The organism is Streptomyces sp. NPDC041122 (assembly GCF_055592445.1).
The window spans coordinates 469,652-486,057 of record NZ_JBVIYQ010000001.1; the positions used below are offsets into that span (position 1 = coordinate 469,652).

Annotated in this window: 10 protein-coding genes; 4 read left to right on the forward strand and 6 right to left on the reverse strand. The window is 71.2% G+C overall.

Annotated features, from left to right (window positions below):
• Positions 1–118: 118 nt before the first annotated feature.
• Both ACZ6B8_RS02065 and ACZ6B8_RS02070 read left to right on the forward strand, forming a co-directional pair.
• A complete protein-coding gene (locus ACZ6B8_RS02065; protein ID WP_471606442.1) occupies positions 119–4,216 on the forward strand; it encodes a HAMP domain-containing protein in 4,098 nt (1,365 codons plus the stop codon).
• A gap of 12 nt (positions 4,217–4,228) precedes the next feature.
• Positions 4,229–4,813, forward strand: a complete 585-nt coding sequence (locus tag ACZ6B8_RS02070; protein WP_471074120.1) for a response regulator — start codon at positions 4,229–4,231, stop codon at positions 4,811–4,813.
• Between the two features lie 163 nt (positions 4,814–4,976).
• On the opposite strand, the gene ACZ6B8_RS02075 is transcribed toward ACZ6B8_RS02070, so the two are convergent.
• Together ACZ6B8_RS02075 and lepA are read right to left on the reverse strand one after the other, a co-directional pair.
• On the reverse strand, positions 4,977–6,866 hold the full coding sequence (locus tag ACZ6B8_RS02075) for an AMP-dependent synthetase/ligase (protein ID WP_471074117.1): 1,890 nt from the start codon (positions 6,864–6,866) through the stop codon (positions 4,977–4,979).
• A 259-nt stretch (positions 6,867–7,125) separates the two neighbouring features.
• The gene (gene lepA, locus ACZ6B8_RS02080) at positions 7,126–8,997 is read right to left on the reverse strand and encodes a translation elongation factor 4 (protein ID WP_471606003.1); all 1,872 of its coding nucleotides are present in this window, start codon (positions 8,995–8,997) and stop codon (positions 7,126–7,128) included.
• Between the two features lie 304 nt (positions 8,998–9,301).
• Between lepA and rpsT the strand changes: the two genes are divergently transcribed.
• Complete coding sequence (rpsT, locus tag ACZ6B8_RS02085; protein WP_030783448.1) at positions 9,302–9,568, forward strand: 30S ribosomal protein S20; 267 nt, start codon at positions 9,302–9,304, stop codon at positions 9,566–9,568.
• 452 nt (positions 9,569–10,020) lie between these two features.
• Here the strand turns inward: rpsT and holA are convergent, their stop codons facing one another.
• Positions 10,021–11,007 (reverse strand): DNA polymerase III subunit delta, encoded by a 987-nt coding sequence (holA, locus tag ACZ6B8_RS02090; RefSeq protein WP_471606004.1) that lies wholly within the window; start codon positions 11,005–11,007, stop codon positions 10,021–10,023.
• A 151-nt stretch (positions 11,008–11,158) separates the two neighbouring features.
• Here holA and ACZ6B8_RS02095 point away from each other — a divergent pair, with 151 nt between their 5' ends.
• Entirely contained in the window at positions 11,159–11,404 is a 246-nt protein-coding gene (locus tag ACZ6B8_RS02095; RefSeq protein WP_355808376.1) for a hypothetical protein, read from the forward strand.
• A gap of 91 nt (positions 11,405–11,495) precedes the next feature.
• On the opposite strand, the gene ACZ6B8_RS02100 is transcribed toward ACZ6B8_RS02095, so the two are convergent.
• The 3 genes from ACZ6B8_RS02100 to ACZ6B8_RS02110 form a co-directional block, all read right to left on the reverse strand.
• Positions 11,496–12,377, reverse strand: a complete 882-nt coding sequence (locus ACZ6B8_RS02100; protein ID WP_471606443.1) for a YceI family protein — start codon at positions 12,375–12,377, stop codon at positions 11,496–11,498.
• 419 nt (positions 12,378–12,796) lie between these two features.
• On the reverse strand, positions 12,797–15,436 hold the full coding sequence (locus ACZ6B8_RS02105; RefSeq protein ID WP_471606005.1) for a ComEC/Rec2 family competence protein: 2,640 nt from the start codon (positions 15,434–15,436) through the stop codon (positions 12,797–12,799).
• Positions 15,433–16,215: a ComEA family DNA-binding protein gene (locus ACZ6B8_RS02110; RefSeq protein ID WP_471606006.1), complete on the reverse strand. Its 783-nt coding sequence runs from the start codon at positions 16,213–16,215 to the stop codon at positions 15,433–15,435. The genes ACZ6B8_RS02105 and ACZ6B8_RS02110 overlap by 4 nt, the downstream gene beginning before the upstream one ends.
• Between the last annotated feature and the right edge of the window lie 191 nt (positions 16,216–16,406).

Sequence of the window (16,406 nt, forward strand, 5' to 3'; positions counted from 1 at the left end):
CATGAGTGAGAACAGTGCTATGCCTGCGCTGGGAGAAGACCGCATCCCGCTCCCCGCGCAGAGCACCGGGTCCGGTACGGATCCGGCCATGTGTCAGCTGCGCCCGCTTCTCGCCGCCATGCGCGCCGCGCGGGACGGGGACTTCACCAGGGTCGATCCGGTCGGCGACGGCATCACCGCCGAGCTGTACGCGACCTTCAACGAGATGCTCGACCGCTCGCTGCACTTCGACGGCGAACTGGTGCGCGTGCGGCGGGAGATCATGCGCCACGGCCGCCTGGACGAGCGGTTCGCCGCGAGCCCGGGCCAGGGCCGCTGGGCGGCGCGCGTGTCGGAGGTCAACACCCTGCTCGACGCGCTGGTCGCCCCGGCGGCGAACGCGACGCGCGTACTGAACGCGGTGGCGGGCGGCGACCTCACCCAGCGCGTCGACCTGCACGACGGCACCCGGGAGCTGCGGGGCGATCTGCGCCGACTCGGCCGCGCCGTCAACATGATGGTCGATCAGCTGTCCCTCTTCACGGGGGAAGTCACCCGGGTCGCCCGCGAGGTCGGCACCGAGGGGCGGCTCGGCGGGCGGGCCAAGGTGCGTGGGCTCTCCGGCAGTTGGCGGGACGTCACCGAGGCCGTCAACACGATGGCGTCCCGGCTCACCGCCCAGGTGCGCGACATCGCCCTGGTCACCACGGCGGTGGCACAGGGCGACCTGACCCGTACGGTCACCGTCGAGGCCACCGGCGAGCTCCTCGAACTGAAGCTGACCGTCAACACCATGGTGGAGCAGCTCTCCGCGTTCGCCGCCGAGGTGACCCGGGTGGCCCGCGAGGTCGGCACCGAGGGGCAGCTGGGTGGCCGCGCCCAGGCGCGCGGGGTGTCGGGGGTGTGGAAGGACCTCACCGACAACGTCAACTTCATGGCGTCGAACCTCACTTCGCAGGTCCGCAACATCGCCCAGGTCACCACCGCCGTCGCCAACGGCGACCTGAGCCAGAAGATCACCGTCGACGCCCGGGGCGAGATCTTGGAGCTGAAGTCGACGGTGAACACGATGGTCGACCAGCTCTCCGCCTTCGCCGACGAGGTCACCCGCGTCGCCCGCGAGGTCGGCACCGAGGGCAACCTCGGCGGGCGCGCGCAGGTGCGGGGCGTGTCCGGGGTCTGGAAGGACCTCACCGACAACGTCAACTTCATGGCGGACAACCTCACCTCGCAGGTGCGCAACATCGCGCTCGTCTCCACCGCCGTCGCCCAGGGCGACCTCGGCAAGAAGATCACCGTCGAGGCGAAGGGCGAGATCCTGGAGCTGAAGTCGACGATCAACACGATGGTCGACCAGCTCTCTGCCTTCGCCGACGAGGTCACCCGCGTCGCCCGCGAGGTCGGCACCGAGGGCAACCTCGGCGGGCAGGCCCAGGTCCGCGGCGTCTCGGGCGTGTGGAAGGACCTCACCGACAACGTCAACTTCATGGCGTCGAACCTCACTTCGCAGGTCCGCAACATCGCCCAGGTCACCACCGCCGTCGCCAACGGCGACCTGTCCAAGATGATCACGGTCACCGCGCGCGGCGAGATCCTGGAGCTGAAGGACACCGTCAACACGATGGTGGAGCAGCTGCGCGCCTTCGCCGACGAGGTGACCCGGGTGGCCCGTGAGGTCGGCACGGACGGCCGGCTCGGCGGCCGGGCGCAGGTGCTCGGGGTGTCCGGCGTGTGGAAGGACCTCACCGACAACGTCAACTACATGGCGGACAACCTCACCGGCCAGGTCCGCAACATCGCCCAGGTCGCGACCGCGGTGGCGCAGGGCGACCTCTCCAAGAAGATCGACGTGGACGCGCGCGGCGAGATCCTGGAGCTGAAGACCACCATCAACACCATGGTGGACACGCTCTCCTCGTTCTCCTCCGAGGTGACCCGGGTGGCGCGCGAGGTCGGCTCGGAGGGCCAGCTCGGCGGCCAGGCCCGGGTCGAGGGCGTGTACGGCACCTGGAAGCGCCTGACGACGAACGTGAACGAGCTGGCGCTGAACCTCACCACCCAGGTCCGCGCCATCGCCGAGGTGGCCTCCGCGGTGGCGCAGGGCGACATGACCCGCGCCATCACGGTCGAGACGCGCGGCGAGGTCACCGACCTCAAGGACAACATCAACCTCATGGTCTCCAACCTCCGCGAGACCACCCGCGCCAAGGACTGGCTGGAGTCCAACCTCGCCCGCCTGGCCGGTCTGATGCAGGGCCACCGCGACCTGATGGAGGTCGCCGACCTGATCCTGCGCGAGCTGACCCCGCTGGTGAACGCCCAGTACGGCGCCTTCTTCCTGGCCGACCCGGACACCGCGGAGACCCCGGCGCCCACCCAGGTCACCGCCAAGGGCCTCGCGTTCATCGCCGGGTACGGCGCGGCGCAGGGCTCGGTCGTCGACACCGGCGGGATGCCCGCGCAGGGGCTGGTGCGCCAGGCGGCACTGGAGAAGAAGCGGATCCTCGTCGAAGAGGTGCCGCCCGACTACATCAAGATCCATTCGGGGCTCGGCGACGCGGCGCCCGCCACGGTCGTCATCATCCCGATCCTCTTCGAGGACAAGCTGCTCGGCGTCATCGAGCTGGCGACGTTCTCCCGCTTCTCCGACGTCCACCTGGCCTTCTTCGACCAGTTCGTGAACACCATCGGCGTCGCGATCAACACCATCATCGCCAACTCCCGTACGGAGTCACTGCTCGGCGAGTCGCAGCGGCTCGCCATCCAGCTCCAGGAGCGCTCGGACGAACTCCAGCGCCAGCAGGCGGAGTTGCGCCGCTCCAACGCCGAGCTGGAGGAGAAGGCGGCGCTGCTCGCCACGAGCTCCCAGTACAAGTCGGAGTTCCTGGCGAACATGTCGCACGAGCTGCGCACCCCGCTCAACTCGCTGCTGATCCTGGCCCGGCTGCTCTCCGACAATCCCGACAGCCACCTCTCCGACCAAGAGGTGCAGTTCGCGACGACCATTCACCGCTCGGGCTCGGACCTGCTCCAGCTCATCAACGACATCCTGGACCTGTCGAAGATCGAGGCGGGCCGGATGGACGTACGGCCCAAGAAGCTCCCGCTCATCAAGGTCCTCGACTACGTCCACGCGACGTTCCGCCCGCTCACCCTCGACCGCGGCCTCGCCTTCGACGTGTCGGTGGGCGAGGACGTGCCGCGCGAGATGTTCTCCGACGAGCAGCGCCTGCAGCAGATCCTGCGCAACCTCCTGTCGAACGCGGTGAAGTTCACCTCGAACGGCAGCGTCGAGCTGCGGGTCAGCAGGGTCAAGGAGAGCGCGGGCGACCGGATGCTGCACGACAACGACGACCTGCTCTGCTTCGCGGTCAGCGACACCGGGATCGGCATCCCCGCCGAGCAGCTTCCGGTGATCTTCGAGGCGTTCCAGCAGGCCGACGGGACCACCAACCGCAAGTACGGCGGCACCGGCCTCGGCCTCTCCATCAGCCGGGAGATCGCGGGCCTGCTCGGCGGGCGCATCACCGCCGAGAGCCGCCCCGGCCACGGTTCGACCTTCTCGCTGTACGTGCCGGTGGTGCACCCCGGACACGGGGCGGCCGCCATCGCGTACGCGGCCTCCCACACCCAGCACCTGCCCGAGCCGATGGAGCAGGCCGCCCAACGCCCGCACACCACGCTCGAACCGGACGACAGCTGGCCCACCCCCACCAAGCTGGAGGAGTGGAAGGAGGGGCGCGCGGGCCGCATACTGCCGGGCCGCCGGGTCCTCATCGTCGACGACGACATCCGCAACGTCTTCGCGCTCACGCATGTGCTCAGCCGCGTCGGCATGCCCGTCCTGTACGCGGAGAACGGCCGCGAGGGCATCGAGACGCTGGAGCGCAACCCCGACGTCGACCTCGTCCTGATGGACATCATGATGCCGGAGATGGACGGCTACGAGACGATGGCCGCCATCCGCCGCAGCCCCCGCTGGCAGGGCCTGCCCATCGTCGCCCTCACCGCCAAGGCCATGCCCGGCGACCGCGAGAAGGCCATCGCACAGGGCGCCACCGACTACGTACCGAAACCCGTGGACGTGGACCAGCTCCTCGGTGTCGTCTGCGCCCTCCTCGACCCCGAGGGCGCGGCCGACGGCATCGCGGAGGCCACCTCCCCCGACCCAGAATCCACCGCCACGGAACAGCGCGGTACACCGAAGGGGCAGGCTGTTCCGCCGGCACCCGAGTGAGGCACCGTCACCATGAGCGCTGAGGCCACGACCGACAACCGCGCAAGCATCCTCCTCGTCGACGACATGGAGGACAACCTGATGGCACTCGAGGCTGTCCTGGGGTCCCTGAACGAGCCCTTGGTCCGGGCCCGTTCCGGCGAGGAGGCGATGAAGGCGATCCTGCGGCAGCGGTTCGCGGTGATCCTGCTCGACGTCCGCATGCCCGGCATGGACGGCTTCGAGACCGCTGCGAACATCAAGAGACTCGACCAGACCAAGGATGTGCCCATCATCTTCCTGACGGGCACCGACAACGACGCGGGCTACGCCTTCCGCGGTTACGCGACGGGCGCCGCCGACTACCTCACCAAGCCCTTCGACCCGTGGGTGCTGCGCGCCAAGGTCACCGTCTTTCTCGAACTGCACCGCAAGAACCGGCAGTTGGAGCGGATCCTGGCCAGGGAGCAGCGCCAGTTCGACGAGCTGGCCGCCCGCCTGACGGCCATCGAGACCCATATGGCGGCGAGCAGCCTCAAGGACGTCCTCGAACTGCGCCGCCACGTCACGCACATGGAGCAGCTGGTGCAGGAGATGCGCCGGGCACGGGACGTCTAGGCCGGGCGTCCGGACGGGGGGCGTCCGGACGGGGGGCGTCCGGACGGGGGGCGTCCGGACGGGGGGCGTCCGGACGGGGGGCGTCCGGACGGGGGGGCGTCCGGACGGGGCGTCCGGACGGCACGGCACCCCGCCCGCGGCGGCGACGGATCACCCGCGGGGCTCAGGCCTCGCGCGACCCGGCGTACATCTCGTCGATGAGGTGCTGGTACTCCCGCTCGACGACCGGGCGCTTCAGCTTCAGGCTGGGCGTGAGCTCGCCGTGCTCCACGTCGAGGTCGCGCGGCAGCAGCCGGAACTTCTTGATGGTCTGCCAGCGCTGGAGCCCTTCGTTGAGCTCCTTCACATAGCCCTCGACGAGGGCGACCGTGGCCGGGTCCGCGCACACCTCGGCGTACGACTTGCCCTCCAGGCCGTTCTCCTTGGCCCAGTCGAGGATGGCGGGCTCGTCGAGGGAGATCAGCGCGGTGCAGAAGTTCCGGTCGGCGCCGTGCACCAGGATGTTGGAGACGTACGGACACACGCCCTTGAACTGGCCCTCGACCTCGGCGGGCGCGATGTACTTGCCGCCGGACGTCTTGATCAGGTCCTTCTTGCGGTCGGTGATCCGCAGATAGCCGTCGACGGACAGCTCGCCGATGTCCCCGGTGTGGAACCAGCCGTCGGACTCCAGGACCTCGGCCGTCTTGTCCGGCAGACCGTGGTAGCCCTGCATGATGCCGGGGCCGCGCAGCAGGATCTCGCCGTCGTCGGCGATCCGCACCTCGGTGCCGGGCAGCGGCTTGCCGACCGTGCCGGTGCGGTAGGCCTCGCCCGGGTTCACGAAGGAGGCCGCGGAGGACTCGGTCAGGCCGTACCCCTCCAGGATGTGGATGCCGGCGCCGGCGAAGAAGTAGCCGATCTCGGGCGCGAGCGCGGCGGAGCCGGAGACGGCGGCGCGCAGCCGTCCGCCGAACGCCTCGCGCAGCTTGGAGTAGACGAGCGCGTCGGCCGTGCGGTGCTTGGCGCGCAGCGCGAAGGGCACCGAGGCCGTACCGGTCCTGCGGAAGTTGTCCTGGCTGGTCTTCGCGTACTCGCGGGAGACCTCGGCGGCCCACTGGAAGATCTTGTACTTGGCCGCGCCGCCGGCCCGCGCCTTGGCGGCCACGCCGTTGTAGACCTTCTCGAAGATGCGGGGCACGGCGGCCATGTACGTCGGCTGCACGACCGGCAGATTCTCGATGATCTTGTCGACGCGGCCGTCGACGGCGGTGACGTGGCCGAGCTCGATCTGCCCGGAGGTCAGCACCTTGCCGAAGACGTGGGCGAGCGGCAGCCACAGGTACTGCACGTCGTCCGGGCCGAGCAGGCCGGTCGCCGCGATGGCCTTGGCCATGTACGACCAGTTGTCCTGCGGCAGCCGCACGCCCTTGGGGCGGCCCGTGGTGCCGGAGGTGTAGATGATCGTGGCCAGCTGGCCGGCGGTGATCGCCGCGATGCGCTCCTTGACCAGGCCCGGGTTCTTCTCCAGGTGCGCCGCGCCGCGCGCCTCCAGGTCGGCGAGGGTGAGCACCCAGCCCTCGGGGTCGTCGTCGACGGGCTCCGCGCCCGCCGCGTCGAGCACGACGACGTGCCGGAGCTCGGGCAGTTCGGCGCGCTTCTCGCGGGCCTTGGCGAGCTGCGCGGCGTCCTCGGCGATGAGCACCCGGCTGCCGGAGTCGGCCAGGATGAACGCCGACTCCCCGGCGTTGGTCTGCGGGTAGATCGTCGTGGTGGCCGCGCCGGCGCACATGATGCCGAGGTCGGCGAGGATCCACTCGACGCGGGTGGAGGAGGCGAGGGCGACCCGGTCCTCGGCCTCCAGACCGAGCTCGATCAGGCCCGCCGCGATGGCGTGCACACGGTCGGCGGCCTGCGCCCAGCTGAGCGCCTTCCACTCGTCGGGCCCCTCGCCGGAGGACGCCGGGACCGGATAGCGGTAGGCCTCGGCGTCCGGCGTGGCCGCCACGCGCTCCAGGAAGAGATGCGCCACGGAGGGCGGTCGGTTCTCGATCAAGGTCTGTGTGTCGCTCACGACATCCTCCGGGCCCACGACAGTGCGGCGAACTGGCTGGCGGCTGCTTCTTACATCCCTCAGGGCTACTTGTTTAACTTGCGAGTAACCTACGAGTGGTGATCAGAGTAGAGCCCGGACGCCCGGCGCGTAAGGGGCTACTGGATGTCACTTCCCACAGAGACACATACGGAACGAGCAGGCCCGCCGCAACGTGCCGCGGGCCCGGTGCGCATGTGCACCGGGCCCGCGTGGCGGCGTCTTGACCGCGACCTGACGACTACTTCTTGGCCTTGCCGCCGGCGTTGTCGTCGCTGGAGAGCACCGCGATGAAGGCTTCCTGCGGCACCTCGACGGAGCCGACCATCTTCATCCGCTTCTTGCCCTCCTTCTGCTTCTCCAGCAGCTTCCGCTTACGGGAGATGTCGCCGCCGTAGCACTTGGCGAGGACGTCCTTGCGGATGGCGCGGATGGTCTCGCGAGCGATGACCCGGGAGCCGATCGCGGCCTGGACGGGCACCTCGAAGGCCTGCCGCGGGATGAGCTCGCGCAGCTTGGCGACGAGCCGCACGCCGTACGCGTACGCCTGGTCCTTGTGCGTGACCGCGGAGAACGCGTCGACCTTGTCGCCGTGCAGCAGGATGTCGACCTTGACGAGCTGCGCGGACTGCTCGCCGGTGGGCTCGTAGTCCAGCGAGGCGTAACCGCGGGTCTTGGACTTCAGCTGGTCGAAGAAGTCGAAGACGATCTCGGCGAGCGGCAGCGTGTAGCGGATCTCGACGCGGTCCTCGGAGAGGTAGTCCATGCCGAGCATGACGCCGCGCCGGTTCTGGCACAGCTCCATGATCGAGCCGATGAACTCGCTGGGCGCGAGGATCGTGGCGCGCACGACCGGCTCGTACACCTCGTCGATCTTGCCCTCGGGGAATTCACTCGGGTTGGTGACCGTGTGCTCGGTGCCGTCCTCCATGATCACGCGGTAGACCACGTTGGGGGCGGTGGCGATCAGGTCGAGCCCGAACTCGCGCTCCAGGCGCTCGCGGATCACGTCCAGGTGCAGCAGGCCCAGGAAGCCGACGCGGAAGCCGAAGCCGAGCGCGGCGGACGTCTCCGGCTCGTAGACCAGCGCGGCGTCGTTGAGCTGCAGCTTGTCCAGGGCCTCGCGCAGGTCCGGGTACTCCGAGCCGTCCAGCGGGTACAGGCCCGAGAACACCATCGGCTTGGGGTCCTTGTAACCGCCGAGCGCCTCGGTCGCCCCCTTGTTCAGGGAGGTGATCGTGTCACCGACCTTGGACTGCCGGACGTCCTTCACGCCGGTGATGATGTAGCCCACCTCGCCGACGCCGATGCCGTCGGCCGGGGTCATCTCCGGCGAGGAGACGCCGATCTCCAGGAGCTCGTGCGTGGCGCCGGTGGACATCATCCGGATCCGCTCGCGCTTGTTGAGCTGGCCGTCGACGACTCGTACGTACGTCACGACGCCGCGGTAGGAGTCGTAGACCGAGTCGAAGATCATCGCGCGGGCGGGGGCGTCCTTGACGCCGACCGGCGGCGGGACCTCGGCGACGACCTTGTCGAGCAGCGCCTCGACGCCCATGCCGGTCTTCGCGGAGACCTTCAGGACGTCCTCGGGCTCGCAGCCGATGAGGTTGGCGAGCTCCTCGGAGAACTTCTCGGGCTGCGCGGCCGGCAGGTCGATCTTGTTCAGTACGGGGACGATCTTGAGGTCGTTCTCCATCGCCAGGTAGAGGTTGGCGAGAGTCTGCGCCTCGATGCCCTGGGCCGCGTCGACCAGGAGGACCGTGCCCTCGCAGGCCGCGAGCGAGCGCGAGACTTCGTACGTGAAGTCCACGTGGCCCGGGGTGTCGATCATGTTGAGGATGTGCGTCCTGGTCTGGTCCGGGCCCTCGCTCGGGGCCCAGGGCAGACGCACCGCCTGGGACTTGATCGTGATGCCGCGCTCGCGCTCGATGTCCATGCGGTCGAGATACTGAGCACGCATCTGCCGCTGCTCCACCACACCGGTGAGCTGGAGCATGCGGTCGGCGAGCGTGGACTTGCCGTGGTCGATGTGCGCGATGATGCAGAAATTGCGAATCAGCGCCGGGTCCGTACGGCTCGGCTCGGGCACATTCTTAGGGGTCGCGGGCACGCAGGGTCCTGTCTCTTGAGGCGCCTGTCGCCTCGGGTCGGATCTATACGTAGCTTCCATCGTCCCATGGGCGCGGCACTGCGCTCGGTTTGGGCCGGTGGGAGGGGTGCGGCCGGCGTACGGCTGGGGGCACGGCCGGGGTACGGGCGGGATGCGGCCGGGCTCCGGCGCTCGGTTTGGGCCGGTCGGAGGGCGGCTGGTACCGTGGGCAGCTGTGTCTCGTAGCCCTCTCAAGCGTCGAGGCGCGTGTCATAACACTCATCTGCAGTACCTCTGCAGTACCTGAACCTGAAAAGGCTCTTTCGTGGCGAACATCAAGTCCCAGATCAAGCGGATCAAGACCAACGAGAAGGCGCGTCAGCGCAACAAGGCGGTCAAGTCTTCCCTGAAGACCGCGATCCGCAAGGCCCGCGAGGCCGTTGCCGCCGGTGACGCCCAGAAGGCTGCCGAGCTCACGCGTGAGGCCACGCGCCAGCTCGACAAGGCCGTCTCCAAGGGTGTCATCCACAAGAACCAGGCCGCCAACAAGAAGTCGGCGCTTGCGACGAAGGCCGCGTCCCTCAAGGGCTGAAGCCGCTGCCCCGGCTCGCCGGGGCGCTGATCAACGCTGATCAATCCTTCCGCGAGGGTAATTCGAGCCCTCTACCTCGAATCGCGGACAGACCACGCAGTACGCCACGCTGCGACGATGCCCCCGGCCCACTCCGGGGGCATTGCTGTGTCCGGGGGACGTGGCTGGGGGCCGTGGGGGCGTGGGGGTGTGGGGGTGTGGCTGGGCACGGGGTTGCGGCCGGGGGGCGTGGCTGTGGTCGGGGCCGGGCTCAGGCGCGTGCCGTGGCCGGTGGGGGCTCCGTTCTGGGGGAGGGCTGGGTGCGGGGCGCGCCCGGTGCCGGTCAGGAGCGCGGGGAACTGCGCGACAAGCCACGACGGCTCCGCTGACAGCCCCGCAGACGAACCACCCTCCTGTGCGGGGCCACCGCCCCGCACACACCCCGCGCCCTGCCCGTGGGGCTACCGCAACGCTCAGCCGCGCCGGGCCCGCGCCGCCCGGGCAATGGCGACGACCGCCTTCTCCAGCGCGTACTCCGGGTCGTCACCGCCACCCTTGACGCCGGCGTCGGCCGCGGCCACCGCGGTGAGCGCGGCGGCCACCCCGTCCGGGGTCCACCCCCGCATCTGCTGGCGCACACGGTCGATCTTCCAGGGCGGCATGCCCAGCTCACGGGCGAGGTCGGCGGGCCGCCCGCCCCGCGCGGAGGAGAGCTTGCCGATCGCCCGGACCCCCTGAGCGAGGGCGCTGGTGATCATCACGGGAGCGACCCCGGTCGACAGGGACCAGCGCAGGGCTTCCAGCGCCTCGGCGGCCCGGCCCTCGACGGCCCGGTCGGCCACGGTGAAGCTGGAGGCCTCCGCCCGCCCCGTGTAGTAACGGCCGACGACCTCTTCGTCGATCGTCCCCTCGACGTCCGCCGCGAGCTGCGACACCGCCGAGGCGAGCTCCCGCAGATCGCTGCCGATGGAGTCGACCAGGGCCTGGCAGGCCTCCGGCGTCGCCGAACGCCCGAGCACCCGGAATTCACTCCGCACGAACGACAGCCGGTCCGCGGGCTTGGTCATCTTCGGGCAGGCGACCTCGCGGGCCCCGGCCTTGCGCGCCGCGTCGAGCAGCCCCTTGCCCTTGGCGCCGCCCGCGTGCAGCAGGACGAGCGTGATCTCCTCGACCGGCGCCCCGAGATACGCCTTGACGTCCTTGATCGTGTCCGCGGACAGATCATGGGCGTTCCGCACCACGACGACCTTGCGCTCGGCGAAGAGCGACGGACTGGTCAGCTCGGCGAGGGTGCCGGGCTGCAACTGGTCGGAGCTGAGGTCGCGCACGTCCGTGTCCGCGTCGGCGGCGCGGGCGGCCGCGACCACCTGCTGCACGGCACGGTCGAGGAGCAGGTCCTCCTGCCCCACGGCGAGCGTGAGGGGGGCGAGCGGATCGTCGTTTGCTGTCTTCCTGGCCATCGCGGTCCAGCATCCCACGCGCCACTGACAGCCCCGCCCGCCCGGGCCTCCGGGGGGAGGGGGGCGGAGAGCCTCGGGCGGACCCGGGCGGGGCCGGGCGGGCCCCGGGCCTGGGCGTCCTTCCCTCGGGGCCGTATCGCAGAATGGAGCCGTGACCGACGTACGACATGTCCTGGTACTGCCCGACCGCGACGCCGCGGAAGTGGTGGCCGAAGAGCTCCCCGACCGTTTCGGCGTGGCCGACGAACCCCAGCTCGTCCGCGACGCCCTGGCCGGCGAGGACGACGCCGAGGACGCCCAGTGGCTCGTCGTGGTCGAGGACCCCGACTCCCGGCTCGACCCGACGGCCCTCGACGCCCTGGCCGCCGAACACGAGGGCTGGCTGGAGGCCCCGTAGGAAGGCGGCGCCCCCGTAGCGACGCCTCCGTCCTGGAGCCCTCCGTCGCACTCAGCCGCACGTCCGGCGTCTGGCGTCTGGCGTCTGGCGGTCAGGTCTTCGGGATGGCCTGGATGTCCAGGTCGATCGTGATGCTGTGTCCGACGGCCGCGATGCCGCGCGCGAGCATCGTCTGCCAGGTGATCGTGAAGTCGTCGCGGTGCAGTTCCGTGGTGGCCCGGCAGGCGACGCGCGTCTCGCCCTCCAGCCCCTTGCCGATCCCGAGGTACTCCGTGTCGAGCGTGACCGTCCGCGTCACGCCGTGCAACGTCAGCCCGCCCGAGACCGCCCAGCGGCTGCCGCCCTTGTGCACGAAGCGGTCGCTGTAGAACTCCATCGTCGGGAAGCGCCCCACGTCCAGGAAGTCGCCCGACCGCAGATGGTCGTCGCGCATCTGGACCGCGGTGTCGATGGACGCCGCGTCGATGACGACGTGCATCGCGGAGTCCTCCATCCGCTCCCCCACCCGTATCGCCCCCGCGAAGGTGTTGAACCGGCCGCGGATACGGGCGAGTCCGATGTGGCGCGCGGTGAAGCCCACCGCCGAGTGCAGCGGGTCGATCTCCCACTCCCCGGGCTCGGGCAGCGTCGGCGGAGCGGCGACCTGGAGCATGACGTCACCGATGGAGGCGTGCGCGTTCTCCCCCACCGTGGCGCTCGCCCGGTACGGCGTGAACCCGTCCGCCGACACCGCGATCCGGTAGTCCCCCGCAGGAACGGCCGTCACGAACGAGCCGAACGGGTCCGTGCCCCCGCTGACCACCTTGCGCCCCACGGCGTCACTGACCGCGAACTCCGCGTTCCGCACCGGCTCGTTGACCGGGTCGAGCACCCGGCAGCTGAGCACCCCCGCCTTCGACGGAACCGTCAGCGCCGACAAGGGCCCCGTCCGTCCGGCCCGATTCATACGGTTTCCCAGCCAACGGCCGAACACCCTGCGACACATCCCCGCGCTACTTGACAACACCTGCACACTGCAACGAAAGGGCATTCGATCACCGTTGCGGCTTTAGGCGCAACACGGACCCAGATCACGGGAAACCAGACGATGCGCTGGAACTGTCGCGTCTAGCCCGAATTGACCGTCCGCCATTCATATCTCCCCAGGTCAGGGCGGGGTTCCCCGCGGTAGCCCGGTGCGGGCGTGGGATTCACGAAGGCGTTGCACCCCGGCACCCCATTCACGATGGCGTTGCACTCTCACGGAGACGTTGCACTCTCACGGAGGCAGCGGCCCGCGCGACGGATGGCCTGCGCGAAGGACGGCCCGTGCGAAGGTGCCCCGCGCGGAGGGCGCCCCCGCACGTCCCCCATCAGGGGCCCAGGGGTCACGCCGCCCCGGAGGCAGGAGCGCTACGGCGGCCGCGTGGCCACCTCCAGCCGCGCCTCCGCCCGTTTCCCCGAACGCACCCCCGACCCCATCACCGCGACCGCCCCATCCTTGTCCGTGCGCAACACCTCCGCTCCCCCGGCCCGCAGCGCCGCGACCGTCACCGGCGACGGATGCCCGTACGAGTTGTCGGCACCGCAGGAAATCAGCGCCAGCCGCGGCGCCACCCGGCGCAACAGCTCCGGATCTTGGTGGGCCGAACCGTGATGCGCGACCTTGAGCACGTCGACGGAACCGAGCCACGCGGCGGCCGGCGAGCGCAACAGAGCCCGCTGGGCCGGCGGTTCGAGGTCCCCTAGGAGCAGCAGGCTCAGCCCACCCGTCCGCACGAGCAGAGCGACACTCGCGTCGTTCGGCCCCTCAGGCCTCGGCCCCGCAAGCCTTGGACCCTCAGGCCTCGGCATCGACCCCGCGGTCGAGCCTATGGACGGGTCGGGGGTTGGGCCAGCGGATGGGCCACTGGCTGGGCCCGGTGGCCAGAGGACCTGCCAGTCCAGGGGGCCCGCCCGGCGCCGCTCCCCCGCCACCGCCCGGACCACCGGAACGCGCGCTGCCGCCGCTTGATCGCGTACGAACTCCACCTGCTCCGGCGGCTCCTGGAACCCCGTCGTCTGGATCTCCCCCACCTCGCGTCCTCTCAACACCCCCGGCAGCCCCGCGACATGGTCGGCGTGAAAGTGCGTGAGCAGGACCAGGGGCACCCGCGTGACCCCGAGGAGGCGCAGGCACCGGTCGGCCGCGACCGGGTCGGGCCCCGCGTCGACCACCACCCCGGCCCCGTCTCCAGCCGCCAGCACCAGGGCGTCCCCCTGCCCGACGTCGCACATCGCCATCCGCCACCCCGGCGGCGGCCACCCCGTGATCACCCGGGTGACCGGTGGCGGCTGGACGACCACCAGGAAGAGCAGGACGGCGCAGGCCACGACCAGCCACGGATGCCGTACGATCCTGCGCCCCGCCAGCACGAGGGCCACCGTCGCGAGGGTTAGTAGGAAGCCGCCGCGCCAGCCGTCCGGCCAGTCGACCCCGCTCCCCGGCAACGCCGCCCCGGTACGGGCGATGCCCGCGATCCACTCGGCCGGCCAACTCGCGCACCACGCCAGCGCCTCGGCCACGGGCATCGCGACCGGCGCCACGGCCAGGGCCGCGAAGCCGAACACCGTGGCCGGTGCCACGGCGAACTCGGCGAGGAGATTGCACGGCACCGCCACCAGACTCACCCGCGCCGCCAGGACGGCGACCACCGGCGCGCACACCGCCTGCGCCGCGGCCGCGGCGGCCAGCGCGTCGGCCAACCGTGACGGCACGCCCCGCCCTCGCAGTGCGTCGCCCCAGCGCGGCGCGAGGGTGAGCAGCGCTCCGGTGGCGAGAACGGACAGCAGGAAGCCGTAACTCCGCGCCAGCCACGGGTCGTACAGGACCAGCAGCAGGACCGCCGTGGCCAGCGCGGGAATGAGGGACCTGCGCCGCCCGGTCGCGATGGCGAGAAGCGCGATCAGCCCGCAGGCCGCCGCCCGCAGCACACTCGGATCGGGCCGGCAGACGATGACGAAGCCGAGAGTGAGCGCCCCGCCGAGCAACGCCGTCGTGCGCAGCGGGATGCCCAACCTGGGTGCCAGTCCGCGTCGTTCCACCCGCTGGGCGGTGCCCTGCGGTCCGATGAGCAGAACCAGGACGATCGTGAGGTTCGCTCCGCTGACGGCAAGCAAATGCGTGAGGTCGGTCGCCCTGAAGGCTTGGTCCAGCTCGGCCGGCACGCGCGACGTGTCCCCGATGACGAGCCCGGGGAGCAGCGCGCGGGCATCGGCCGGCAGTCCGTCCGTGGCTTCGCGCAGTCCACTCCGCAACGCTCCGGCCGTCCGTTGCGCCCCGGACGGCTCTCCGATCACGCGCGGCGCCCGCGCCCGTTCGCCCGACACCCGGAGGACGGCGGCCACTTCGTCCCCCTCCGGCAAGGGTGGGGCCAGCCGCGCCTCCACCCGCAGCCGGGTGGACGGCAGCAGTCCCAGCCAGGCATCTGGGGGGCCGGCCCGCTTCCCCCTTTCTGTCGTGCGCGGCCGGTGCGACCGCTCTGCCTGCGTGCGTACGACGACCAGGACCGGTGTGCGTGTCGCGGTCGTCGTGCCGTCCGTCTCCGTGACGCGGACGACCTCGGCGTTCAGGACGACGGAGGGCGGCATCGTGTGCGCGCTCGCGACGCGGGGCCGGGTGCGCCGAGGGTCGGACGTCACCTTCAACTCGGCTTCCACCCGCGCGTACTCACGTGCCAGGCCGGGGATCGGGCCCCGGCGCAGGTCCGCGCCGTGCAGCGCCGCCGAACCCGCGGCCCCGGCGATGCAGAGGAGCACGGCGGCCGCCGACAGCCTCCCCCATCGCCGCCGGCCCCCGGACGCGGTCCACGTCACCAAGAGAGCACCGGCCAGGAGGACGCACCCCACCACGATGCCGATCACCCACCGGGGCAGGGCGTCCAGCAGCAGAGCGGCCGCCGCCCATGCCGCGAGCGCGGGTGGCACCAGCCGGAGGTCGACCGGGCCCTCCTGCCGCGGGTGGGCGGCGCCGAGGCGGTGGCCGGATGTGAGGTGGACCGCCGCGCGCGTCATGGCTGTACGAGATCCTGGAGATCGGCGAAGCGGCGGTCGCCGATGCCGTTGACCTCGCGGAGCTCCTCGATGGAGCGGAAACCGCCGTGCTCCGCGCGGTAGTCGAGGATGTGCTGCGCCAACACGGGTCCGACGCCGGGCAGTTCGTCGAGCTGCTCTGCCGTCGCCGTGTTCAGGGCGACGGGACCGGTGGCGGTCGCCCCTGGGCCCCCTCCGGCCACGCCGCTTCCCACGCCTCCCGGCGCCCCGGCTCCCGAGCCGGCCCCGGCGGCCGGTGCCGGTACGCCCACGACCACCTGTTCGCCGTCCACGAGGAACCGCGCGCGGTTGAGGCCGTCCGTCTTCGCGCCGGACTTGACTCCGCCCGCGGCCCGCAGGGCGTCGGCCACCCGGGACCCGGCCGGCAGCCGGTGCACGCCCGGTCGGCGGACCTTTCCGCTGACGTCCACGACGATCTTTCCGGCGGAACCGCCGGCGGCCGTCGACGTCTGTCCGGCCTGCCCCGCTTGCGGGGACGGCCCCGGCGCCGGAGCAGGCTCGGCGCCCCGCTCGGAGCCGGTGCGCGCCTCACGGACCACCTCGGGCGGCCGGACCGGCTGAGTCCGGCCCGCCCAGAAGTGCTGGGCCGCGAAGGTCGCGGCGATCACCAGGACGGCGACGAGCGCGATCACGCCGCGCCGTTCGAGGCCGCACCGCGCCTGCAGCCACACCGGCAGCCGCTCCCGGACGGCGAACCCGATCCCGGTCCCGGTCCGCTCCTGCCGCGAAGTCAGCCCCACGTCCGGAGCCAGCTCTTCCTCGTCCGCCGGCGCTTCCGCTCTCCGCGCCCACCCGGGCACAGGTGCCGACGGGTCCGCGCCCTCGCCCCGTGCGCCGCGCACCGGCGCGGCATCGGCAGCCGTCCCGTCCAGCCACCGCGCACGCGGCGACGCCGGTGGTGGCGGCTCGGGTCGCGGCGGCGCCTGCGCCT